Here is a 23,235-nt window from a genome sequence, read left to right as displayed (position 1 = left end):
ACCATCATTGAAGCATGGCCAAGCGGTATTAAATCGAGTCTGGTCATCGACGCTGCTTGAAGAGTTAGCTCGTAGCGGTGTTGAGCACGTCTGTATTGCACCGGGTTCACGTTCGACGCCTTTGACTCTTGAGGCGGAAGCCAACAACAAACTCACCATTCACACGCATTTTGATGAGCGTGGTTTAGGCTTTTTCGCTTTAGGTTTAGCTAAGGCAACCAAAAGCAAGGTCGCGGTGATTGTGACTTCTGGTACAGCAGTTGCCAACCTTTTACCGGCAGTAGCTGAAGCGGGATTAACTCGTGAGTCTCTGATTCTTTTGACCTCAGATAGACCCGTTGAATTAGTTAACTGTGGTGCGAACCAAGCTATTCAGCAATTGGGTATTTTCTCTCAACATGTTGAAGGTTCATTGAATCTACCGAGCCCGAACACACAAGTGTCACTCAATTGGCTTCTGTGCTCGCTGGATGATCTGCTGGCGCAGCAGAGTGCCAAGGGTGGACCTATCCATATTAATTGCCCTTATCCAGAGCCGCTTTATTCCAAAGAGAATTCAGATATTTATCATGAGTACCTCTCTTCGATTGCTGCATGGAAGGAGAGTGATAAACTATATACTTCCAAGGCATACAGCTTAAACGCAACCAGTCCCAACATCTCTTCGAGTGATTATTATCAGCGTCGTGGAGTGATTGTGATTGGATCTTTAGCGTTAGAAGAAGCACAGGCAGCCAAACAGTTTGCACAATCGCTAGGTTGGCCTGTGTTTTGTGATGCTCAATCTGGCGTTGCGAGCGATTGGCAGCACTACGATCTTTGGCTTCAAATTCCTGAATTCGCTCAGCAATTAAATGATTGTGATTGCATCGTGCAGTTTGGTGAGCGTATTGTGTCTAAGCGTTTAAATCACTGGATCAAGCAACAAGCTAAACACTTTTCGCCAGAGCAGTATCTTGTGATATCCCGTGATAGTCATTGCATCAATCAAGATCATCTGCCTCAGACACATATCGTTTCTCAGCCGGCATCATGGCTCGCCAGTCAATCATTACCAAGTCTGCATGCGCAGAGTGCGGAGTGGGCAGATAGTTTGAAGTCCGCTTCACAAAGCATCACTCAACTGTCTCGTGCACAGTTGATGAATGATGACCAATTAACCGAGCTCAGTGTTGCGGTCGATTTGTCGGCTAGACTTAAAGAGCGAGCGCTGTTTGTTGGAAACAGCCTAATGGTGAGACTGGTCGATATGTTGTCAGCAGTTCCGAATAGCTCAGTTTATAGCAACCGAGGCGCATCAGGTATTGATGGGCTAGTTGCTACTGCAGCGGGCGTACTGAAAGCGCGTCAGCAGCCTATGATGATGTTAATCGGTGACACGTCGCTTCTATACGATTTGAATTCACTAGCGCTGCTTAGTGAGTCACAGACACCTATGGTTATCGTGGTGACGAATAACGACGGTGGCGCGATTTTTGACTTGATCCCTGTTCCTCAGCAGCAGAAACAGTCTCTCTACCAAATGCCTCATGGGTACAGTTTTGAGCATGCGGCTGCTCAGTTTCGATTGCAATATGTCGCCCCTGAAACCCTAACTCAGTATCAAGATGTCATTGATTCACACTTTAAGCAGGGTGAGGGCACACTATTGGTTGAAGTAAAAACACCTCCAGAACAAGCCTCTCACTTGTTGAAGCAGTTCAATTCAATGTTAAAAGAGGCGCAAGCCTAAGGAGTCGACATGCTTTTCTCCACTTACTACCCCGCTGAGCAAACCTCGTCAGAGAAACCTTTGCTTGTATTCTTGCATGGTCTACTTGGAAGCGGAGAGGATTGGAGTGCATGTCACTCGTATCTGTCTGAATATCCGCGCTTGTGTATCGATCTGCCGGGACACGGTAAGAGCTGTTTTGTTGATCCTATTGGTTTTGATCACTGCTGCGAAAAAATCGTCCAAAACGTTCTATTTCAGTTTCAGCAATATCAGTTACCTGATGACTATCCTATTGTTTTGATTGGTTACTCACTGGGTGGCCGCTTAGCGATGTATGGAGTAACCAGTGGTAAGTTTGAAGCGCTTAATTTGGTGAAAGTCGTGGTAGAGGGGGGCAACTTCGGACTCGACTGTGATGACGCAAGAGCACAGCGCCTGGTGCATGACACTCAATGGGCGGTGCGCTTTGCACAGCAATCAATTGAAGATGTTTTAGACGATTGGTATCAGCAAAGTGTCTTTTCTTCACTAAATCATGAGCAAAGACAAACTTTAGTGATAAAGCGTAGTGGTAACCTTGGAGTATCCGTAGCAAATATGTTGTTATCTACATCACTGGCTAAGCAACCGGATTTACGTGCCACATTGAAATCTTGTGAGCATCAGCTGCATTACATTTGTGGTAAAAAAGATCGTAAATTCATTGAATTGGCGGAGAGTAGCGGCTTTGAATGTAGTCAGGTCGATCACGCTGGGCATAATGTCCATTTTGAACAGCCTGAACTATTTTCGAATTTGATCATCCAATGCATTAGCAAGCATGATTGAACTCGCACTCAACGCATTACGTAAAAACGCTTGATGTAAACAGCACTCGACATATCTAGCAATTGATATAAACAGAGATTGCGACACCGCCGAATATCGGCTGTGATCATGAATATAACAATGGGAACCACCATGGCGAAAACAGTAGGCATCACCGAAGAAGAACTATACGCAGCAGTAAATTGGAGCGATGTAGGCAGTCAATACGAAGATATCCAATACCACAAGTCAGACGACGGTATTGCAAAGATCACGATTGCGCGTCCTCAAGTCCACAATGCGTTTCGTCCACAAACTGTAAAAGAGATGATTAACGCTCTGGCTGACGCTCGTTACGACGAGAAAGTTGGCGTGATTATTCTTACCGGACTCGGTGAAAAAGCATTCTGTTCTGGCGGCGACCAAAGCATTCGCGGTGACTACGGCGGTTACCAAGATGATTCTGGTACGCACCACCTGAACGTACTGGACTTCCAACGTCAGATCCGTACTTGTCCTAAGCCTGTCATTGCAGCTGTTTCTGGTTGGGCTGTTGGTGGCGGTCACGTACTGCACATGATGTGTGACCTTACGATTGCTGCGGAAAATGCTCAGTTCGGTCAAACAGGCCCGAAAGTGGGTTCATTTGACGGCGGTTGGGGCGCATCTTACATGGCGCGTATCGTTGGTCAGAAGAAAGCGCGCGAAATCTGGTTCCTATGTCGTTTCTACGATGCACAAGAAGCCGTAGATATGGGCTTGGTGAACACAGTCGTTCCTGTAGAGGATTTAGAGAAAGAGACAGTACGTTGGTGTCGTGAGGTTCTACAACACAGCCCTATGGCTCTGCGATGCCTAAAAGCAGCACTGAACGCTGACTGTGATGGTCAAGCCGGTCTGCAAGAACTAGCGGGTAATGCGACCATGATGTTCTACATGACAGAAGAAGGCCAAGAGGGTCGAAACGCATTTAACGAGAAACGTCGCCCCGATTTCGACAAGTTCCCGCGCAACCCATAATCGAATCTACTACCACACTGAGTCGCACAATGCGGCTCTTTGTGTTTTTGATGCTTTGTTCACTAGGAAGACTTATGAACACAATGAATTCTACACGCACAGCTAAACTCTATCGTTATCAATTACCTATGGATAGCGGTGTGGTTCTGCGTGATAACAAGCTGAGTCAACGTACAGGTTACGTTATCGAGCTTGAGCATGACGGCAAGCGAGCACTAGGTGAGGTTTCTCCTCTGCCTGGGTTTAGCTTGGAGGATACCGATCAAGCGGGTATTCAACTTCAAGAACAGTTGGAGTTATGGAGCCACAACAAACCTTTGACGCCTTATGAAGAGCTGTACCCTTCGGTTGCATTTGGCTTGTCGATGGCAATGATGGAGCTTGAAGGTGAATTGGGAGAGCAGGGTAACTACCGCGCTGCTCCTCTGTGTACAGGAGACCCTGATGAACTCATTCCTGTACTCAATGAGATGGAAGGTGAGAAGGTCGCTAAAGTGAAGGTGGGCCTTTATGAAGCGATTCGCGATGGGATGCTAGTAAGTCTTTTCCTGGAATCAATTCCAGACCTAAGCTTGAGACTGGATGCCAATCGCGCTTGGAAACCAGAAAAAGCCAAGCAGTTCATAAAGTACATCTCTCCTTCGCTGCGTCAGCGTATTAGCTTTATCGAAGAGCCGTGTCAGCAGCCGGAAGATAGTCTAGCGTTTGCGATTGATAACGGTGTTGCGATTGCGTGGGATGAAACCCTGCAAGATGCAGTGAAGCGACCAGATTTCAACCTTAGCGATCTCACAGGTGCTAAAGCGGTGGTGATTAAACCAACACTGATTGGTTCAGTAGAACGCTGCGTTGCAATCATTGAGCGAGCGAAACAATTAGGCATTAAGCCAGTGCTGAGTTCAAGTATTGAGACAAGCCTTGGTCTGACTCAAATTGCTCGTTTGGCCCATCAATACTTGCCAGAGGAAGTGCCGGGGTTAGACACTATTAGTCTGTTCCAATCCCAACTTGAAGTCGCTTGGCCAAACTGCGATTTACCGCTAGAGACGTTAGAAAACCAGCAGTTGATTTGGCAGTCTTAACGCTCTCGTAGTATTCACATCAGTTCAGCTCATCACGTTGCGATGAGCTGACTCTTTCAGCATTAGGTACGCTTGTGACCTTTACCAATTCATTATGGCAACAGTGGGCGAGTGCTTCACCAGACAGCTGCGCGCTAATCACCCCATCACACACGCTAAATTGGCGCGAGCTCGATGCGTTAGTCCAACGCTATAGCGCCTACTTAAATACGCAAGGTCTTTCCAAAGGTGACGTACTCACCATTGTTGGCAAAAACAGCAGTGAGTTAGTGCTCGCTTATCTCGCATCTCTTAACCTTGGTGTTTTGGTCGCGATGACAATGTCTCAGCCGTCGAAGAAACTGGAACAAAAGTTAGAGACCCTTTATTCAGCTGGGAAAGAGCGTTTCGTTGCATTCACAGGTGAGTGTGGCGAAGCGTTGAATGTAGATGCAAAGCTTATCCAACTCCCAAGTCTAGAAGATATTTTAGGCTTTATACCATACCCACAGAAACAATCTTCGGGTGAAACGAATGATCTTGCCTCAATCGTGTTTACATCGGGTTCTACTGGTAACCCAAAGGCGGTGGCACACACGGCTAGGCAACACATTGCTTCGGCTACAGGGTTGTTAGAATATTTTAAGTTTCGTTCTGATGATACTTGGCTGCTCAGCCTACCCATGTACCACGTCTCGGGTTTAGCCATTTTTTATCGCTGGCTGGTGGCTGGCGCGACGCTCAAAGTGGGTAATCAAGGGCTAGAGCAGGACATTGATGGCTGTACTCATGCCTCGCTGGTCGCGACTCAGCTTAGGCGTTTGCTTGATAGTGAGTGTCCACTTTCATTGAATCATGTGTTGCTCGGTGGTAGCCATATTCCAAATCAATTGGCACAAGAAGCCAACCAACGTGGTATTAAAACCTGGCTGGGCTATGGTATGACAGAAGCTGCATCAACGGTGACGGCTAAACCTGTTGATGAGAGCAATACAACGGGCTTTGTGCTTCCTCAACGGCGGGTAAAAGTCGACGACAGTCGAATCTACATCGCTGGAGAGACGCTAGCCAGCGGTTACTATTATCAGGGGAGTCTAACACCTTTGGTTGATGATACAGGTTGGTTTGATAGCAAAGACCTAGGGCAATGGGTCGATGATCAGCTGTTGATTATTGGTCGTGCAGATAATCAATTTATTTCAGGTGGAGAGAACATTCACTGTGAAGAGATAGAGCAAGCCTTGAGTAAACTATCGGGTATCAATCAAGCGATTGTTGTACCTGTAGAGGACCGTGAGTTTGGTTTTCGCCCTGTCGCGATTATTGATTGTGTTGAGCTACCTACTAAGGACTGGTTCTGTGAAAAGCTGGTGGGGCGTTTAGAGAAATTCAAATTGCCGATCGAGTATCATCGTATGCCAGTGCTAGATCAACAAGGTATTAAAGTTTCAAGAGCTGACCTTGCACGCTGGCTTAAGGAAGCTAGGTATCAATAAAACGAAGCGCAATACACGGTGACTAGTCGTAATTGCGCTTCAGGGGGTTGTGATGGAGGTGAAGCCATCACAAATTCTTAGTTCTTGTTAAGGAAGGTATCTGTTTAGATTAAGCGAGTGCCTTCTTCATTTGCTCCGCCACTTTATCGACTTTTCCTAGGCCAATGATGACTTGTAGTCCACCTTTGCCCACCGGAACTACGCCAGCCGCCCCAAGCTTTTTCAGGGCTTCGCTATCTGCTACTGACGAGTCTTTTACTGTCAGGCGGAGGCGAGTGATACAGTTGTCCACTTCAAGAATATTATCTGCACCACCAATCGCTTCGATGTAGTTCTGGGTTAGGTTAACCAATGCTTCCGGAGATTCACTTTTATCCTCTGATTCCATCTCTTCACCACGACCTGGAGTGCGCAGATTGAACTTGATAATCGCAAAGCGAAAGATGCTGTAATAAAGCGCAAAGAACACCACACCTTGAACCAATAACATGTACCAGTTAGTCGCAAGTGGGTTTTGGCTCGACAGTACTAGGTCAACAAAACCTGCCGAGAACCCAAAGCCTGCCATCCACTCCATGCTTGCCGCAATGTACAGTGATAAGCCCGTCAATACTGCGTGAATCAAGAACAGTACTGGTGCTAAGAACATGAAGCTGAATTCCAATGGTTCTGTGATACCGGTAAAGAACGATGCCATTGCAGCTGCAAGCATGATTGCGAATACTTGGTTTTTGTTTTTCGCATCAGAGCAGTGGTACATCGCCAAGGCTGCAGCAGGCAAGCCGAACATCATGATAGGGAAGAAGCCAGCTTGGTACATGCCTGTTTTACCCGGAACACCTGTGCCGTTAGCGATAGATTGCGCACCGCCTAGGAAGTTTGGAATATCGTTAATGCCTACAACATCAAACCAGAATACAGGGTAGAGCGCGTGATGCATACCAACGGATAAGAACAGGCGGTTGAAGAATCCGAACAGACCCGCACCAATTGCGCCCATGCTTTCCAGCTTAATGCCAAGAACGATCAGAGCATCGTAAACAGCAGGCCAGATGTAAAGCAGAGCAAAAGAGAGTGCCATACCCGCAATCGAGGTTAGGATCGGTACTAAGCGCTTGCCGCTGAAGAACGCGAGAGCTTGTGGCAGTTCAACTGTAGAATAGCGGTTATAGATTTCGGCCGAAATGATACCCACGATAATACCAATAAACTGATTACTGATTTTGCCAAATGCCGCTGGGACTTCACTCGCCTCAACATTCATTAACTGCGCAACTGATCCCGGGTTAAGTAGAGTAGTGACGACCAGAAACATCACAAAACCAGATAGCGCGGCAGAACCGTTTTTATCTCGGCTCAAACCAAAAGCAACACCAACGGCAAACAGGACTGCCATGTTATCGATGATGGCACCACCAGACTTGATTAAAAATGCCGCCAGAATACTCTCTGAACCCCATCCAACAGGATCGAGCCAATAGCCGATCCCCATTAAAATAGCTGCAGCAGGAAGTGTCGCGACGGGAACCATCAACGCCTTACCCACTTTTTGCATGTATCCGAGTATGTTCATATCTACCCCTAAGTTTGTAATTAATTTTTTTAATGTTCCTACTGAGCCCATTTGGTATTAACTGTGGACGGAGTAGGGTTTTAAGCAACTGAGGCTATTAGAAACTTATTTCTTGATGCGAACAAACGAATTGGGTAGTACTATGAATTAAAAATTTTAATGCATAGGGCTCCTATGGCGAATCATCAATCTTTACTAAGAAATCTGCATACCTTCAACATAGCGGCAGAAAAAATGAGTTTTACGTTGGCAGCTAAAAAGCTTCACCTAACTCAAGGAGCTGTGAGTCATCGTATTAAGGTGCTAGAGGGGGAGTTGGGTTTCAATTTGTTTGTACGTGGGACTCGAAAGCTAGAATTGACCGAAGAAGGGCTGCGTTTCCAACGAACTTTGTCGAAGTCTTTGAGTTCTATTTTCAGTGAGATTGAGGACATCAACAATACTGACCTTTATGGCCAAATCAATATTGGTACCAGTCCAGCTTTTGCTAATAGTTGGTTGCTACCAAGGCTAGCGGACTTTAAGAAGCGATACCCCAAATTTAACCTCAATATCTTTTCTCAAGAAGAGCAAGACTTTCATCAAAACCATTTAGATATCGCGATTTATTACGGTGCTGAAAATCTAAAAGACATGTACCGACAACCGCTGTTCGGAGAAAAGTACATCCCCGTCTGCACTCCGAGTTATGCGGCGGAAAATGACATTTTTGAAGATGGTTTAGGGTCTTTACATAGGATTAACTTTATTCATGCATTGGGTTCTGATGTTTGGCAGCGTTGGATAAAGCATCATCAACTGGACGTAAATCTGTTTGAACAGTTCTATTGTGTCAGTCACCGCGATATGGGAGTGAGGAGTGCTCTACACAATATTGGAGTAGCGATGGGACGCTATCACTTCGTCAAGCAGTACATAGAAACTGGTGAGCTCATTACGCCTTATCCAAGTATGGAAACGAATAAAAGCTATGAACTGATTTGTCCGCTAGGTACTGAAAAGCGCCCCAAAGTCAGGACGTTTATTCGATGGTTAGAGGATCAACTTAGCTAGGTTAGTTGATTTGGAGATAAAATAGTTCAAAACAGAATTTATTATATTTATAACTATCCATCATAATAAAGCCTAATTCTAAGGGACTAGTGAATAAGGCTTCGGTTATGAAAACAGCGCTGATCTTTGCGGTACTGCTGCAAATTGGACAGGCAGTGACCTCACATGGACTGACTCGCTCTCTGGCTGAGTTCACCGCATTTATTTTGGTGGTTGTGCTAGTTATGATGAAGAAACAAGAGAGTCAAGCCAATACCTCAGTACAAGAGCAGTAGCCAGATACAAAGAACCCTCACCACTGTGATTGCATTGGTGAGGGTTTTTCTTTTTGGATTAAGGCGTTTTGAAATGAGGCGTTTTTAAATTAAGCGAATAACAGCCAACTTAACGATCCAACAGAGATCAATACCCACATCGTGATACCAAACATCAATGGCTTAGGCCCGGCTGCTTTGAGTTTTTCAACAGAGATACCACACCCAATTAGGAATAAACAAACCACCAAAGCGCGCTTGGAAACATCAAAGATCCCTTGGTAGACCATTTCAAATTGCGGCAACAGATCGCTCACGGCAATAGCAGCGCAGTAGAAGAAAATGAAGTACGGAATGGTGATCTTCTTTTGGTCACTCTTAAAGATCATCGTACTGACTAACGCAATTGGAATGATCCATAGGGCTCTTGCCAATTTAAGTGTTGTTGCGGTTGTTAAAGCCTCTTCACCATAAGCCGATGCTGCACCCACCACAGATGAGGTATCGTGAATTGCGATTGCCGCCCATGTACCAAAGGTGTGTTGGCTAAGCTCTAGTGCGTGACCAATCATTGGGAAGATAAACAGCGCAATTGAGTTCAATACGAACACAGTAGCCAGAGCTAGACCAATTTGCTCGTCATCCGCTTTAATCGCAGGAGCGACCGCGGCAATGGCACTACCACCGCAAATCGCGGTACCGGAAGAGATTAAGTAACCCGTCGTGCGATCCAATCCCATGCGTTTTGCTAAGAACCAACCAATCACTAGCGTGCCGATGATGGTGGTAACAATAAGTCCAATACCATCGCCAGTTACTGACATAGCTTTCTCAAATTGAATCCCGAAGCCTAAGCCAACAATAGAGTAGGCGAGCAGCTTCTTAGTAATTTTACCGACTTCAAGGTTAGCTGGAACCAAGCCCAAACTTGCGAGCAGAAAGCCGATAACAAGTGCTGTCGGGGAGCTTACCCAAGGTGTTAGGCAGAAAAGGGCCGCAAGGTAAAAAGGGATGCTTTTGTTGAAGCTCATGATGGTGTCAGTTTTTATTATTAGGTTAAGTTAGAGAGCACTATACGTTTAAACAGTCGATAAGTAAGTCTAAATGAACTGAACAAACGTTTAGAAAAACTGAACGTTTGTTCGTTGGCCATAGTACTCGCGTAGTAAAGCGTGTTATCTAACGAAAATCACCGCGCAGTTCGACGACTTTCTGATGCAGTACATCGCATGAAGCTTGTTTTGGATCGATAGCGTCGCCTGCTTCAATCTCAAGTTTGGTCCAAAATCGAGTTGGTAGGCCTTTACAAGCTCGACCTTTGTAGCGGCTGAAATAGCTACCCCAAAGGCCTTTCAATGCCATAGGGATGACTGGAACAGGAGAGCGCTTGATGATCAGCTCCATACCGCGCATGAACTCACCCACCTCACCATCAGACGTTAAACGCCCTTCAGGGAAGATGCAGACAATGTGTCCATCATGCAGAGCTTGCTCGACCTCGTTGAAAGCATTGCGGATTGAACGTCGATTGGTCGCTGAAATCGGAATTACCCCAGCGCGTTTTAAGAATCGGCGAATAGGCGGCAGCTTGGCGTAGTCCTCTTCCATTACAAATCGAATCAAACGAGGGCAAACCGCACTCAGTAGTAGTGCATCCATATAGCTTACGTGGTTACAAATAATCAACGCCCCGCCCTTTTCAGGCAAGTGATGTAGATTCTTATGCTTCACTCGATACATGGTATGAGTCACAACCCAAGTGAAAAACCGGAATGCGTAAATAGGTACTTGATAGAAGAGGTACAGAACCACGAGCGTATTCATTGCGGCCAATAGAATGAACAGGTCAACAATGTCCATTTCAAGCAGGCTTAAACAGATGATACCGAGTACTGCGCTGCCAACCATAAACAGAGAGTTGTAAATGTTTAGCCCTGCAATCACTTGAGCTCGTTCGTTTGGTTCAGCTCTGAACTGCATTAAGGCGTACAGCGGAACGATGAAAATACCACCGGAAATACCAAGAAGCAGCAGGTATGCAAACAGTGGCCAGAGATCAGAGTGAACAATAAACTGATCAAAGGATTCGAATTGAGGCAAACTCTCTGGGACTGAAATAGCCATCAGCAATCCAAACAAGGAAATACCCAAGCTTCCCATAGGGACGATGCCAATCTCAATACGGTGATTAGAGAGCTTGTCACAAGCTAATGAACCAATAGCGATACCAATAGAGAACAGGGCTAGCAAGAAAGCCACCGCGCTCTCGGTACCGTTCAAATGAATCTTGGTAAAGTTAGGGAATTGGGTTAAGTATGCCGCGCCTAAGAACCAGAACCAGCTGATGGCCATCAGCGCTTGGAAAGTCGGACGGTCTTTTTTAGCAATCTTTAGTGTTTGGCGAGTAAGCGCAATTGGTCGCCATTTGATTTTCATGTCTGGCGCATTGCTTGGTGCATTAGGGATAAAGCAGCTAGCACCATAACCCATCACAGCGAATAGAACGATACACACTGAAGCCACGATCTTTGCACTCTCATGAGAGGCAATGATCCCCGCGCCTAAAGTACCAATAAGAATCGCCAGGAAGGTGCCGGTTTCGACCAAAGCGTTACCAGAGACAAGCTCTTTAGGTTCAAGTTGTTGCGGCAACAGCGCGTATTTAACTGGCCCGAAGAAAGCGCTTTGGGTTCCCATAAGGAACAGCAATAGCAAGAGAATGCCGTAGCTTTCGTAGATAAAGCCAATAGCACCCAAGGACATAATCACGATCTCGAGCAGCTTAACCTTACGAATGAACCACGACTTTTCGTATTTATCGGCGAGTACGCCTGCCAGTGCAGAAAACAGGAAGAATGGCAGTATAAACAGACCAGCAGCTAGATTAATGAAGAGGTTGCTAGAGATGGGTAATGTGTCGACGCTGGCGAAAGCGACAAACAGCAGCAACACATTCTTGAAGATATTGTCGTTAAAGGCCCCTAGAAACTGGGTAATAAAATAGGGTAGGAACCTTTGTTGCGTTAACAGCGAAGATTGGCTGCTGCTCTTCATATGCGAACCTTGTTCATTTGCCACTGGAATGGCTTACCAATTGGTTAAGTAATTTGATAATAAGTTATTAATCAGGTCTTTACCATCAATTGGCTCGGAAGCGAAGAACTTGTCATCGACGCTCAGCAGCGTAATACCGTGCACGCCAGACCATAATACTCGGCTTGCTTTCAGTACTTCTTTTTCAGTGTGATGTGGGGCAATAGCAAGTAACAGTTGCTCAAGCATACCCGTCATTTTATCGATACGGTTCGATTGCCACTGAGGTAGGTTTTCACCATTCATGTTGTGTTCGAACACCAATTGCCAACGGTTTGGGTGCTTAAGAGCAAAGTCGTGATAACAGTAAGCTAGGTTAAACAGTGCATCTTGTGGGTTGCTTGATTGCTCAACCGCCACAGTCGCTTCAGCAGACAGTTCATCAAGTGTTTTGGCAACAACGTGCAGAAGAAGCAGGTTGTAGTTGCCGAATACATTAACAAGGGTACTTGGCACATATCCAATCATGTTCGCGATTTTTCGAAGGCTCAACTCGTGATATGAGTGTTCTTCTAAAAATTGAGTAACTGTGTCGAGTGTGAGCTGAACTAATTGCTCGCGCGTGTGATCGTTTCTTCTGGCCATGGTGAACTTCTATTAATGAACAACGTTCAATATTTTAGTCGCCCGCTCTAGTGGGCGTCAATGCTTTACTCTATAAGGGTTAAATTAATCTCAGCAATATTATGATACATGTGTAGCGGCTGTGAATATTTCATTGTTCATTGTTAACGAGTATGATTAAAGAGTCGAAAGATAACGAAACCTATAAAGGATAAGAATGAAACGATTTTTCTCACTAATCGCGATTATGATGGTATCAGTCGCGGTGACACCAATCGCAGAAGCGAAAAAGTTTGGTGGTGGTAAGTCATTTGGTAAAAGTTTCAAAACGGCTCCCGCTCCTAAACAACAACAGCAAAACACAAACTCGATTAAGCAAGACCAAGCTGGCAAGACAAATGCGGCTGGCTCTAGTAAAAAAGGTCTAATGGGTGGTCTATTAGGCGGCCTACTGGCTGGTGGCCTGTTAGCGGCATTCTTTGGTGGCGCTTTTGAAGGTATCCAGTTCATGGATATCCTGATCATGGGTCTGATTGCGTTCCTAGCATTTAAATTCCTACGTGGCATGTTGGGTGCTAAGCAGGGCTCAATGAATCAGCAACGCGGCCAGCAGCCTGCGTTTGGTGGTATGGGTCAGAACAAGTTTGAGCAACCACAACAGCAGCCAAACGTTCATAACTTTGAACAAGCACAGCCTCAATCACAAGGCACAGCTGGCGGTTTTGGCTTTGGCGCACAAAGCGATGTTCCTCATAACTACCCACCGGGTTTTGATCAAGCGGCATTCATTAACGGTTCTCGTGAGCACTACCGTACCTTACAAGGCGCTTGGAACCACAATGAGCTTAATACGATTGAAGAGTATGTATCTCCAAGTCTGTTTGAAGACCTAAAAGCAGAGCGCAATAAGCTTGAAGGTGAGCAACATACAGACGTAATGTACGTAGATGCGGAAATTGTTCGTGCTGACCATGACGGCAGCAAAGCGCAATTGAGCCTTCAATTCAGCGGTCGTTACCGTGATTCAGTAGAAGGTATCGAAGAAGATATTACGGACATCTGGCATTTAGAGCGCGACCTTACTGCGCCAAATGCACCTTGGTTGATCGTTGGTATCCAAGGCTAATTAATCCAGTTTCGTGATTAGACTAAGAGCCCTTGCTGTTATGGCAAGGGCTCTTTTTATTGGTGATAAATCATCTGTGAAGCTAAGGGGTATAGTTCAACGTATGGTTGTGCATACTTCCCCAATCATAGATCTCAAATTTTAGCTGGTCATCGGCAGTCTTTTTGAGACTGATGATCTCTTCAACACCGCTTGTTCCATCGTAGTAATCCCCCCAAGGACTATCAGGAAGTTGTTCACGTAGGGTTTCGGACTGAACACTGAGCTTAAGTGATACCGAATCTGATTGTTGCCCATCATCAATAAACTTGTAACCACCGCTCTTCACGGACTCAGTTTTAAATACGTTTGTTCCTTCAACGCCACAGTCGCCATTTTGGTAGGTGACTTTGGTTAATATGTAGCTTTGTTCAGACAATGTGAGTTGATAGCGAGAGTCATCAGTAGGAGCTGGTGAACAGGTGTTGGCATTTTCTTGCCATGTACCATAAAAGGCATCAACACCAAAAGCGCTGTGTAAGTTTTTCCAAGGGCTTTGTTCGTCAATCTCAATGGCTGCTGGCAGTGTCGCTGTGATTTCATCCTGTTCGTCTCTAAAACGATTGAAGCCATCGAGTGTGAGTTCGGTTGGATTGGTAACTGAAGCACTGGTGTCCTTGATTTTGATGATACCGATACTCGGCGTAAACCAAAGCTCTTGCCTTAATGAGATTTGGTCAAGACTAATTGCACCGTATGTTGGAGAGTAGACCGTAACATCAAACGCTAAAACAAACTCAATATGTACGGCCTCATAAGAGCCATGCTGAGTCACAACGGTCTCAATTCCGTGGTTTTTCCAGATTGGTAACACGCTAGTAAAAGCGGGTCCCGGGTCGGGAGTGATTGTTGTAGTCGCTTCGCTGTAGCCTGCATCTGACCGTTCGCCTAGCTCCGCATAGGCCGGGAGTAGAAGAAAGGGAGCTTCGGAGATATCAAATTGAGCTGTGTAACGGGTGCCATTCACCATGACTGGATTAAAGGTGAGGCCATCTAGATAAAGTCTCTGATCTTTATATTCAAAGGATTGCTTGAACCCGCTGTGTGGCCAGTTAAGCGAGAATGTTTCACTGCCGTCGGTGTTTACTGTGACTGGAGAACTCGTGACTTTGTAGCTTTGCCCGGTGTTATCGTCGCTGTAAGTCCAAGTTGCGCCATTCTGCGCAGGTAGATATTGATTGGTAGAAATAGCAGATGATACCGGGGTAGAAGGGGAACTCGAGCCTTCTCCGCCACACGCTGTTAATCCGATAAGACACAGACTCACCATCATCCAATTGTGATTATTCATGTTTTTTCCTTGCTTAGCCTAAAAGACATTGTGCTTTTTAATTAGTATTCGCAAGGGGACTTTATGCTTGTTGTTTTATAAAATGTTGATATGTATCAATCGATTAATAAGGTTCGCGCATATCGAATGGAGGAAAAATTAGAAGTATTGAATGCATCAAGTTTTGTAGGTCTACAAAGTATGAGCCAAACCTACGGTGATATTAGTATGGCTAGATATAAAAAAAGCCAACTCAGTGAGTTGGCTTTTCGATCTCTTAAGAGAATATGGTGGAGGGGGACGGATTCGAACCATCGAAGGCGGAGCCGGCAGATTTACAGTCTGCTCCCTTTGGCCACTCGGGAACCCCTCCAGGGTGTTTCCTATCTAAAATAGGCTCGGGGGGGGGGGGGGGGGGGGGGGGGGGGGGGGGGGGGGGGGGGGGGGGGGGGGGGGGGGGGGGGGGGGACCATCGAAGGCGGAGCCGGCAGATTTACAGTCTGCTCCCTTTGGCCACTCGGGAACCCCTCCAGGGTGTTTTCCTATCTAATATAGGGGGGGGGGGGGGGGGGGGGGGGGGGGGGGGGGGGGGGGGGGCCATCGAAGGCGGAGCCGGCAGATTTACAGTCTGCTCCCTTTGGCCACTCGGGAACCCCTCCAGGGTGTTTCCTATCTAACATAGGCTCAATTGAAGTTTTCCCAACGATTCAATCGAGGTTTTCTTATCTCTAAGGAGTTAAGAAGAATATGGTGGAGGGGGACGGATTCGAACCATCGAAGGCGGAGCCGGCAGATTTACAGTCTGCTCCCTTTGGCCACTCGGGAACCCCTCCAGGGGTGTTTTCCTATCTCTTAGTGGATAGGCTTAAGAAATGTTTTTCCCAACGCATCTCTCAAGTGCGGAGCGCATCATAGCAAACACGTTTAACCTGTAAAGAGTTTTTCTTATGGTTTTGTGTTGAATGCTGCCTTTTTGGGCAAAGATAGCGAAAAGTGCGCGTTTTGCTCGGTAAGTGAACATATGTTCTGGCTGTACCGTATTGCTGTCCTAAATTATAGAGTGCGTAATTACCGTAAATGCCGAAAGTAATTGTATTTAGTCGACCATTAAAGTTGGCTAGACTCGCGATATTTTACCGAGTGTCAGCATAATTTAGCGACATTTACACTTCTTGACGTTATTCATTGCTATCAGTTGATAGAATACGGTTAATTACTTTATAGAGATCTCGAATCTAACTTACAGACTATCGTTATGACACATAAATCCATTTTATCTCTACTTAGCTTATCTATCATCTTGGCGTCTCCAGCCGTAGTTGCTAAGCGCATGGGGCCAAGTTCAGTGACTGTCGTTACTGAGCAGGTCGATATTCATCAAGTTAACCAGTCACTTTCACTGGTTGGTAAGCTAGAAGCTGAGCAATCAGTGATCATCTCTTCTGAGATCTCTGGCAAAGTTGACTCTATTCATGTCAAAGCTAACCAAGAAGTTAAGAAAGACCAGTTATTGGTTCAACTGGATGACGACAAAGCCAAAGCGGCGGTGGCAGAAGCAAAAGCGTATCTAAAAGACGAACGTCGTAAATTGGCCGAGTTTGAGCGCTTAGTAAAAAGAAACGCTATCACACAAACTGAAATTGATGCGCAGAAAACCAGTGTAGAGATTGCACTTGCGAGACTGGCGGCAGCAAATGCCAACCTAAAAGACCTTCATATTTCAGCACCATTTTCCGGCACCGTGGGTTTTATCGACTTTAGCCGCGGCAAACTCGTTAGTTCAGGTACAGAATTGGTGACACTGGATGACTTATCTGTGATGCAGTTAGATCTTCAGGTTCCAGAGCGTTACCTAGCGATGCTTTCAAAAGGTATGACAGTAACAGCACGCACAAGTGCATGGGGCGATACTGAATTCTCAGGTACTGTAGTAGGTATCGACTCACGCATTAACACAGAAACACTGAACCTGCGTGTTCGTATTCACTTCGATAACCCGAACGACTATCTAAAGCCGGGTATGCTCGTTTCAGCTGAGATGGACTTCCCACCCGTTGAAGCGCCGATTATCCCTGTGCAGGCTCTGCAATACTCAGGTACCAAGCGTTACGTTTATGTCGTCGGCGAAGATAATAAAGCGACGCGCACGGAAGTATTCCTAGGTGCTCGTATTGGTAACGAAGTAGTTATCGAAAAAGGTATCAATATTGGTGAGAAGATCGTGGTCCAAGGCATTGTGAACATGCGCGATGGCGTTCAGGTACAAGAGCTTGGTGTAACCACATCAGCGAAGCGTCAACCTCAGCAAGAGGAATCTAACTAATGCTGTTATCTGATGTTTCAGTAAAAAGACCAGTAGCAGCGCTGGTTCTCAGTTTGCTGTTAGTGGTGTTTGGTATCGTTTCGTTCAGCAAACTTGCCGTACGAGAAATGCCAGATATCGAGAGCCCAGTTGTTTCTATTAGTACTCGCTATGAAGGCGCTTCTGCGACCATTATTGAAAGCCAGATCACCTCCAATCTAGAGGATCAGCTATCTGGTATTAGTGGGATTGATGAGATCGAGTCGACGACCCGAAACGGCTCTTCACGTATCACTATTACCTTTGAACTCGGTTATGACCTTAATACTGGTGTTAGTGACGTTCGTGATGCGGTAGCCCGTGCGCAACGCTCTTTGCCTGATGAAGCAGACGATCCGATTGTTTACAAGAACAATGGTAGTGGTGAAGCTTCGTTATACATCAACCTTAGCTCCACTGAAATGGACCGAACCCAACTGACGGACTACACCGAACGTGTGCTTATCGACAGGTTCAGTCTGATTTCAGGTGTTAGCTCGGTTGATATCTCGGGTGGCCTATATAAGGTTATGTACGTCAAACTCAAGCCTGAGTTGATGGCGGGCCGTGGTGTGACGGCAACGGACATTACTACTGCACTACGCAACGAGAACATTGAGAGCCCGGGTGGCGAGGTACGTAACGATGCGATCGTAATGTCGGTTCGCACTGCACGCTCTTATACCCAAGCGGAAGACTTCGAGTATCTGGTTGTTAAGCGTGCATCGGACAACTCACCGATTTACCTAAAAGACGTTGCTGATGTCTATATTGGCGCAGAGAACGAAAACTCGACCTTTAAGAGTGACGGTATCGTCAACGTGAGCATGGGTATCGTGCCACAATCGGATGCGAACCCTCTAGAAGTGGCTGACCTTGTTCATAAAGAAGTAGAGAACATTCAAAAGTTCTTACCTGACGGTACGCGCTTAGCCATTGACTACGACTCAACTGTCTTCATTGACCGCTCAATTACAGAGGTGTACAGCACGCTGTTTATCACTGGTGGCTTGGTTATCTTGGTGCTGTATGTGTTTATCGGCCAAGCACGTGCCACTTTGATTCCTGCGGTAACGGTGCCTGTATCTCTGATATCTTCATTTATTGCAGCGTACTACTTTGGATTCTCGATTAACTTGATCACCTTGATGGCCTTGATCCTGTCGATTGGTTTGGTAGTGGATGACGCTATCGTTGTAGTCGAGAATATTTTTCACCACATTGAACGCGGTGAATCGCCGCTGCTTGCGGCTTATAAAGGTACACGCGAAGTGGGTTTTGCCGTTATTGCGACCACGCTGGTACTGGTGATGGTATTCCTGCCGATCTCCTTTATGGATGGCATGGTTGGCCTGCTGTTCACTGAATTCTCAGTGCTATTAGCAATGTCAGTGATCTTCTCGTCGTTAGTTGCTCTAACATTGACGCCAGTATTGGGCAGTAAGATCTTAAAAGCTAACGTGAAACCGAATCGTTTCAACCACTTCGTTGAGCGTGTTTTCGGCAAGCTAGAGAAAGGCTATCGCAGCGTTTTGCGTCGCGCTCTGGCTTGGCGTTTGGCCGCACCAATCATCATTATTGCGTGTCTGGGCGGCAGCTACGGCTTAATGCAACAAGTGCCAGCACAACTAACACCACAAGAAGACCGAGGTGTGATCTTCGCGTTTGTTCGTGGTGCAGATGCGACCAGTTATAACCGCATGTCTGCCAACATGGATCTGGTTGAAGAGCGTTTGATGCCGCTACTAGGTCAAGGATTCTTGAAGTCGTTCAGCTTACAGTCGCCAGCATTCGGCGGTAACGCAGGTGACCAAACCGGCTTTGTGATCATGATTCTAGAAGACTGGAATGAACGAGAAGCAACCGCTCAAGAAGCGCTAGGTCAAGTAAGAAAAGCACTGACGGGAATTCCGGATGTACGTATTTTCCCATTTATGCCGGGTTTCCGTGGCGGCTCGAGCGAACCGGTTCAGTTTGTTCTTGGTGGCTCTGATTACCCTGAACTGCAAAAATGGGCTGAGATCTTGAAGCAAGCGGCTGAAGACTCGCCAATGATGGAAGGTGCCGACATCGACTACTCAGAGAAAACGCCTGAGCTGTTGGTAACTGTCGACAAGCAACGCGCTGCTGAGCTTGGTGTGAGTGTTTCAGACATCTCTGACACCCTAGAGATCATGCTCGGCGGTAAGAGTGAAACCACTTTCGTAGAGCGTGGTGAAGAGTACGATGTCTACCTGCGTGGTGATGAAAATAGCTTCAACAACGCGAATGATCTTAGTCAGATATACATGAGAACCCAGTCTGGTGAGCTAGTCACGCTAGATACGCTGACTAAGATTGAAGAAGTTGCATCGTCGATTCGTCTGTCTCACTACAACAAGCAGAAGTCGATCACCATTAAGGCGAACTTGATGGATGGCTACACTTTAGGTGAAGCACTTGATTTCCTTGATGAGCAGGCGATTGAGATGCTGCCAGGTGATATCTCGGTGAGTTACTCTGGCGAGTCTAAAGACTTTAAAGAGAACCAATCGAGCATTCTTGTGGTCTTTGCTTTAGCGATGCTGGTTGCTTACCTCGTGCTAGCGGCCCAGTTTGAAAGCTTCATCAACCCGTTGGTGGTGATGTTCACCGTACCTATGGGGATATTCGGTGGTTTCTTAGGTTTGGTGCTGATGAACCAAGGTCTGAACGTCTATAGCCAGATCGGTATGATCATGTTGATTGGTATGGTAACTAAGAATGGTATCTTGATCGTGGAATTTGCCAACCAACTGCGTGACCGTGGCATCGAGTTTGAGAAAGCGATTGTGGATGCGTCTGCGCGTCGTCTGCGTCCAATCATGATGACAGCGTTTACCACTCTGGCAGGTGCCATTCCGCTGATTACATCAACCGGTGCTGGTTACGAGAGCCGCGTTGCGGTCGGTACGGTTATCTTCTTCGGTATGGGCTTTGCGACACTGGTAACTCTGTTTGTCATTCCTGCGATGTATCGTCTGATCTCAGGTGCGACAAGAGCTCCGGGTCATGTTGAGGCTGAGTTGAATAAGGCTCTAAGTCACGACACGGTAGGTCGTACCTCACACGGCTAGATTGTCTTTGGACTGAACATTAAAAAGCTCGGCTTCTGAATTGAAGTCGAGCTTTTTTAATGCTTGGAATATAGGAGATGAGCAGCTGGTCGTTACGCTCTCGCGATAATTTCTTTTACCAGACGCTCGATACCAGAGTTGGCTTCTGAAATAGAGCCAGCCAACATATAAGCAGGTGTAGAGACAATATTGTGCTGCTCATCGATAATAATATCATTCACAGGGCACTCTTGGTGCTCACCACCTAACTGCTGGAACGCGCTAGCGGTGCCTTCATCGTTACCGATTGTGCCTTTTGCTTGAGAAGCGTAAACCATTGGAATGATCACTGGCGCAATACACATGTAGCCAGCAGGTTTGTTCGCTTGTGCAAAAGAAAGACATGCGTTTTTAACATCTTCATTGATTTGACAATCTGCTTGAGCAACGGCAAAGGTGGTTAAGTTCTTCGCTGCGCCAAAACCGCCCGGCACAATCAAAGCATCAAAGTCTTGAGCAACGAGTTGTTTTACATCTTGAACATTGCCGCGAGCAATTCGCGCAGACTCGACCAGTACGTTGCGTGACTCTTCCGTTACCTCGCCGGTAAGGTGATTGACCACATGTAACTGGTCGATATTAGGAGCAAAGCAGTGCCATGTCGCCCCTTCTTTTTCAATAGCGTGCAGCGTTAATACCGCTTCGTGGATCTCGGCTCCGTCAAATACACCGCAGCCACTTAAAATCACAGCAATCTTTTTCATGGTAGTCCCTAACGTTTGATGGTCATTGTTAATGGTGCTCAACGTTTTATCGGCTCGAACAGCTTTAACTCAGAGCCTTAGCGTTGAACTGTTAATGTTATTGTGTCGTCTTGGTTTCGAGGTAGAACCGTATCATTAGTTCTAGATTCAGCATTTTTCATCAGCAAATCAAGCGGCAGTTTGTGATTTGTTGACTTCTGTTTTGACACCAAATACCACGCATTTCTTAAGATTACTCTGCAAGGTAAACCAGCCATAATGGTTAGGATACTAAGCATGTTTAAGGGATGACGTTTACTTGCTAATACACAACGAAAAAGCAGCACTTGTGTCTGGCGCGCATGACACTTTTTTTGTATAACAACAGAGCTCAATACAAATAGAACAGAATAAGGAATGTAAAGTGGCTGAATTCAAATATAAAAATCTGTCTCAAGAAGAACAAGACAAGCTGGATGCGGCGACTTTTCGTCGTTTGTTGGCACATCTAGATAACAACAAAGATGTTCAGAACATTGATCTAATGATTCTTGCGGGTTTCTGCCGTAACTGTTTCAGTAAGTGGTACAAAGCCGAGGCAGAGCAACAAGGTCTAGACATCGATATCGATGATGCTCGTGAGCGCGTATACGGAATGACTTATGACGAGTGGAAACAGAACCACCAACCGAAAGCGACACCAGAGCAGTTAGCCGCGTTCGAAGCGAAGCAAAAGCCTGAGTAAACAACTCGACCCATATTAAAAAAAGCGGCATGAACCTTTTCATGCCGCTTTTTGTTTTAAGCCTTTCGGTATTGTTTAAACAAACGAGTGTTTACAGCTCGCCAGTTTGGTTAAACACTTTGAGTTTTTCCGCGAACGGTTCAATATCACCGATGTTTTCACGAACCCACTCGTCATCAAAGTATGTGTCTAGGTAACGTTCACCGCTATCACACAACAGAGTCACGATAGAACCTTTCTCGCCGCGTGCTTTCATCTCGCTTGCCAGCTGTAATACGCCATACATATTTGTACCTGTTGAAGCGCCAACTTTACGGCCAAGCAGTTCAGATAACCAGTGCGATGTCGCAATGCTTGCTGCATCTGGAATAGTGCGCATCTCATCAATCACACCCGTAATGAAGCTTGGCTCAACGCGAGGGCGGCCAATGCCTTCAATCTTACTGCCTTTGTCGCCTGTGAGATCTACGTTGCCTGTCTTAAAGAAGTCGTGGAATACCGAGTTCTCAGGGTCTACCACACACAGTTGTGTTTCATGTTGTTGGTAGCGGATGAAGCGACCAATGGTTGCTGAAGTGCCACCCGTGCCAGGGCTCATCACGACCCATGCAGGGATAGGGTGATCTTCCATTTGCATCTGGTTGAAAATCGAGTTTGCGATGTTGTTGTTGCCGCGCCAGTCGGTTGCACGCTCTGCATAAGTGAATTGATCCATGTAGTGGCCATTCAGCTCTTCAGCAAGGCGACGAGACTCAGCATAAATTTGGTCTGAGCGATCAACTAGGTGAGCTTGGCCACCGTAGAATTCAATCTGTTCAATCTTTTTCTTGGCAGTGCACTTTGGCATAACTGCAATGAAAGGTAGACCAAGCAAACGCGCAAAATATGCCTCTGATACTGCAGTACTACCAGATGATGACTCAATGATAGTCGTCTCTGGACCAACCCAGCCATTACAAATCGCGTATAGGAAAAGTGAACGCGCTAAACGGTGTTTTAGAGATCCCGTAGGGTGTGTACTTTCATCTTTTAGGTAGATATCGATGCCTTCGACACTCGGTAAATCAAGCTTGATAAGGTGAGTATCAGCAGAACGTTGAAAGTCTGCTTCGATTTTGCGGATGGCGTTGTTGATCCATTTATGGTCAGTACACATAGGGGTATCTCCAGAAATTTGACGTTGTTATTTTTATCTTTGCTATGTCACTAAATTAGCGGGAACCGCAGAGAAAAACTTTGCTATATTTACTGCATATTGATGA

The 23,235-nt window shown here is 46.2% G+C and carries 18 protein-coding genes and 2 tRNA genes; 11 read left to right on the top strand and 9 right to left on the bottom strand.

From position 1 onward, the window contains the following. Positions 1–7: 7 nt before the first annotated feature. From menD to menE, 5 genes are all read left to right on the top strand, one after another. Entirely contained in the window at positions 8–1,732 is a 1,725-nt protein-coding gene (menD, locus tag VFDL14_RS18485; protein ID WP_032549752.1) for a 2-succinyl-5-enolpyruvyl-6-hydroxy-3-cyclohexene-1-carboxylic-acid synthase, read from the top strand. Positions 1,733–1,741: 9 nt separating this feature from the next. Further along, positions 1,742–2,542, top strand: coding sequence for a 2-succinyl-6-hydroxy-2,4-cyclohexadiene-1-carboxylate synthase (gene menH, locus VFDL14_RS18490; RefSeq protein WP_032549593.1), 801 nt, complete (start codon positions 1,742–1,744; stop codon positions 2,540–2,542). A gap of 132 nt (positions 2,543–2,674) precedes the next feature. Beyond that, entirely contained in the window at positions 2,675–3,541 is an 867-nt protein-coding gene (gene menB / locus VFDL14_RS18495) for a 1,4-dihydroxy-2-naphthoyl-CoA synthase (RefSeq protein WP_032549592.1), read from the top strand. Between the two features lie 74 nt (positions 3,542–3,615). Continuing rightward, positions 3,616–4,623 carry an o-succinylbenzoate synthase gene (menC, locus tag VFDL14_RS18500; RefSeq protein ID WP_032549591.1) on the top strand — a complete coding sequence of 336 codons (1,008 nt, stop codon included), beginning with the start codon at positions 3,616–3,618 and terminating at the stop codon, positions 4,621–4,623. Between the two features lie 74 nt (positions 4,624–4,697). Continuing rightward, positions 4,698–6,098, top strand: a complete 1,401-nt coding sequence (gene menE / locus VFDL14_RS18505) for an o-succinylbenzoate--CoA ligase (RefSeq protein WP_032549590.1) — start codon at positions 4,698–4,700, stop codon at positions 6,096–6,098. A gap of 109 nt (positions 6,099–6,207) precedes the next feature. Here the strand turns inward: menE and nagE are convergent, their stop codons facing one another. After that, on the bottom strand, positions 6,208–7,653 hold the full coding sequence (gene nagE, locus VFDL14_RS18510; RefSeq protein WP_200870283.1) for an N-acetylglucosamine-specific PTS transporter subunit IIBC: 1,446 nt from the start codon (positions 7,651–7,653) through the stop codon (positions 6,208–6,210). Positions 7,654–7,845: 192 nt separating this feature from the next. Here nagE and VFDL14_RS18515 point away from each other — a divergent pair, with 192 nt between their 5' ends. Continuing rightward, entirely contained in the window at positions 7,846–8,724 is an 879-nt protein-coding gene (locus VFDL14_RS18515; protein WP_032549751.1) for a LysR substrate-binding domain-containing protein, read from the top strand. A gap of 107 nt (positions 8,725–8,831) precedes the next feature. Beyond that, positions 8,832–8,999, top strand: coding sequence for a hypothetical protein (locus VFDL14_RS24630; protein ID WP_032549588.1), 168 nt, complete (start codon positions 8,832–8,834; stop codon positions 8,997–8,999). Positions 9,000–9,088: 89 nt separating this feature from the next. On the opposite strand, the gene VFDL14_RS18525 is transcribed toward VFDL14_RS24630, so the two are convergent. The 3 genes from VFDL14_RS18525 to VFDL14_RS18535 form a co-directional block, all read right to left on the bottom strand. After that, entirely contained in the window at positions 9,089–10,009 is a 921-nt protein-coding gene (locus VFDL14_RS18525) for a YeiH family protein (protein ID WP_032549587.1), read from the bottom strand. Positions 10,010–10,157: 148 nt separating this feature from the next. Beyond that, positions 10,158–12,032 (bottom strand): MFS transporter, encoded by a 1,875-nt coding sequence (locus tag VFDL14_RS18530; protein WP_032549586.1) that lies wholly within the window; start codon positions 12,030–12,032, stop codon positions 10,158–10,160. A 33-nt stretch (positions 12,033–12,065) separates the two neighbouring features. Further along, entirely contained in the window at positions 12,066–12,656 is a 591-nt protein-coding gene (locus VFDL14_RS18535) for a TetR/AcrR family transcriptional regulator (RefSeq protein ID WP_032549585.1), read from the bottom strand. A 196-nt stretch (positions 12,657–12,852) separates the two neighbouring features. Here VFDL14_RS18535 and VFDL14_RS18540 point away from each other — a divergent pair, with 196 nt between their 5' ends. Continuing rightward, complete coding sequence (locus VFDL14_RS18540) at positions 12,853–13,761, top strand: Tim44 domain-containing protein (protein WP_032549584.1); 909 nt, start codon at positions 12,853–12,855, stop codon at positions 13,759–13,761. An 82-nt stretch (positions 13,762–13,843) separates the two neighbouring features. Here VFDL14_RS18540 and VFDL14_RS18545 read toward each other — a convergent pair whose 3' ends face one another. The 3 genes from VFDL14_RS18545 to VFDL14_RS18555 all read right to left on the bottom strand — a co-directional run bounded on the left by VFDL14_RS18545 (position 13,844) and on the right by VFDL14_RS18555 (position 15,903). Further along, positions 13,844–15,091 carry a hypothetical protein gene (locus tag VFDL14_RS18545; protein WP_032549583.1) on the bottom strand — a complete coding sequence of 416 codons (1,248 nt, stop codon included), beginning with the start codon at positions 15,089–15,091 and terminating at the stop codon, positions 13,844–13,846. Positions 15,092–15,358: 267 nt separating this feature from the next. Beyond that, positions 15,359–15,443 (bottom strand) — tRNA-Tyr (locus VFDL14_RS18550). Between the two features lie 375 nt (positions 15,444–15,818). Further along, a tRNA-Tyr gene (locus VFDL14_RS18555) sits at positions 15,819–15,903 on the bottom strand. Positions 15,904–16,325: 422 nt separating this feature from the next. Between VFDL14_RS18555 and VFDL14_RS18560 the strand changes: the two genes are divergently transcribed. Together VFDL14_RS18560 and vexH are read left to right on the top strand one after the other, a co-directional pair. Next, entirely contained in the window at positions 16,326–17,393 is a 1,068-nt protein-coding gene (locus VFDL14_RS18560) for an efflux RND transporter periplasmic adaptor subunit (RefSeq protein WP_032549582.1), read from the top strand. Then, positions 17,393–20,506 carry a vibriobactin export RND transporter permease subunit VexH gene (vexH, locus tag VFDL14_RS18565; RefSeq protein WP_032549581.1) on the top strand — a complete coding sequence of 1,038 codons (3,114 nt, stop codon included), beginning with the start codon at positions 17,393–17,395 and terminating at the stop codon, positions 20,504–20,506. The genes VFDL14_RS18560 and vexH overlap by 1 nt, the downstream gene beginning before the upstream one ends. A gap of 92 nt (positions 20,507–20,598) precedes the next feature. Here vexH and elbB read toward each other — a convergent pair whose 3' ends face one another. Next, the gene (elbB, locus tag VFDL14_RS18570; RefSeq protein ID WP_032549580.1) at positions 20,599–21,249 is read right to left on the bottom strand and encodes an isoprenoid biosynthesis glyoxalase ElbB; all 651 of its coding nucleotides are present in this window, start codon (positions 21,247–21,249) and stop codon (positions 20,599–20,601) included. Positions 21,250–21,652: 403 nt separating this feature from the next. On the opposite strand from elbB, the gene VFDL14_RS18575 reads away from it, so the two are divergent. After that, the gene (locus tag VFDL14_RS18575) at positions 21,653–21,973 is read left to right on the top strand and encodes a DUF1244 domain-containing protein (RefSeq protein ID WP_032549579.1); all 321 of its coding nucleotides are present in this window, start codon (positions 21,653–21,655) and stop codon (positions 21,971–21,973) included. A 91-nt stretch (positions 21,974–22,064) separates the two neighbouring features. Here VFDL14_RS18575 and VFDL14_RS18580 read toward each other — a convergent pair whose 3' ends face one another. Continuing rightward, complete coding sequence (locus VFDL14_RS18580) at positions 22,065–23,129, bottom strand: PLP-dependent cysteine synthase family protein (protein WP_032549578.1); 1,065 nt, start codon at positions 23,127–23,129, stop codon at positions 22,065–22,067. Between the last annotated feature and the right edge of the window lie 106 nt (positions 23,130–23,235).

The sequence above is a fragment of the Vibrio fortis genome, assembly GCF_000695685.1.
GTDB classification, from domain to species: Bacteria; Pseudomonadota; Gammaproteobacteria; order Enterobacterales; family Vibrionaceae; genus Vibrio; species Vibrio fortis_A.
This window is presented reverse-complemented; position numbering and strand designations above follow the sequence as displayed.

What these genes read in the sequence shown, in the direction of transcription:
- menB (WP_032549592.1), top strand. Translation starts at nt 2,675, where the DNA reads ATGGCGAAAACAGTAGGCATCACCGAAGAAGAACTATACGCAGCAGTA.
- nagE (WP_200870283.1), bottom strand. Translation starts at nt 7,653, where the DNA reads ATGCAAAAAGTGGGTAAGGCGTTGATGGTTCCCGTCGCGACACTTCCT.
- VFDL14_RS18515 (WP_032549751.1), top strand. Translation starts at nt 7,846, where the DNA reads ATGGCGAATCATCAATCTTTACTAAGAAATCTGCATACCTTCAACATA.
- vexH (WP_032549581.1), top strand. Translation starts at nt 17,393, where the DNA reads ATGCTGTTATCTGATGTTTCAGTAAAAAGACCAGTAGCAGCGCTGGTT.
- VFDL14_RS18545 (WP_032549583.1), bottom strand. Translation starts at nt 15,091, where the DNA reads ATGAATAATCACAATTGGATGATGGTGAGTCTGTGTCTTATCGGATTA.
- menC (WP_032549591.1), top strand. Translation starts at nt 3,616, where the DNA reads ATGAACACAATGAATTCTACACGCACAGCTAAACTCTATCGTTATCAA.
- menH (WP_032549593.1), top strand. Translation starts at nt 1,742, where the DNA reads ATGCTTTTCTCCACTTACTACCCCGCTGAGCAAACCTCGTCAGAGAAA.
- VFDL14_RS24630 (WP_032549588.1), top strand. Translation starts at nt 8,832, where the DNA reads ATGAAAACAGCGCTGATCTTTGCGGTACTGCTGCAAATTGGACAGGCA.
- VFDL14_RS18580 (WP_032549578.1), bottom strand. Translation starts at nt 23,129, where the DNA reads ATGTGTACTGACCATAAATGGATCAACAACGCCATCCGCAAAATCGAA.
- VFDL14_RS18540 (WP_032549584.1), top strand. Translation starts at nt 12,853, where the DNA reads ATGAAACGATTTTTCTCACTAATCGCGATTATGATGGTATCAGTCGCG.
- VFDL14_RS18525 (WP_032549587.1), bottom strand. Translation starts at nt 10,009, where the DNA reads ATGAGCTTCAACAAAAGCATCCCTTTTTACCTTGCGGCCCTTTTCTGC.
- VFDL14_RS18535 (WP_032549585.1), bottom strand. Translation starts at nt 12,656, where the DNA reads ATGGCCAGAAGAAACGATCACACGCGCGAGCAATTAGTTCAGCTCACA.
- elbB (WP_032549580.1), bottom strand. Translation starts at nt 21,249, where the DNA reads ATGAAAAAGATTGCTGTGATTTTAAGTGGCTGCGGTGTATTTGACGGA.
- VFDL14_RS18560 (WP_032549582.1), top strand. Translation starts at nt 16,326, where the DNA reads ATGACACATAAATCCATTTTATCTCTACTTAGCTTATCTATCATCTTG.
- VFDL14_RS18530 (WP_032549586.1), bottom strand. Translation starts at nt 12,032, where the DNA reads ATGAAGAGCAGCAGCCAATCTTCGCTGTTAACGCAACAAAGGTTCCTA.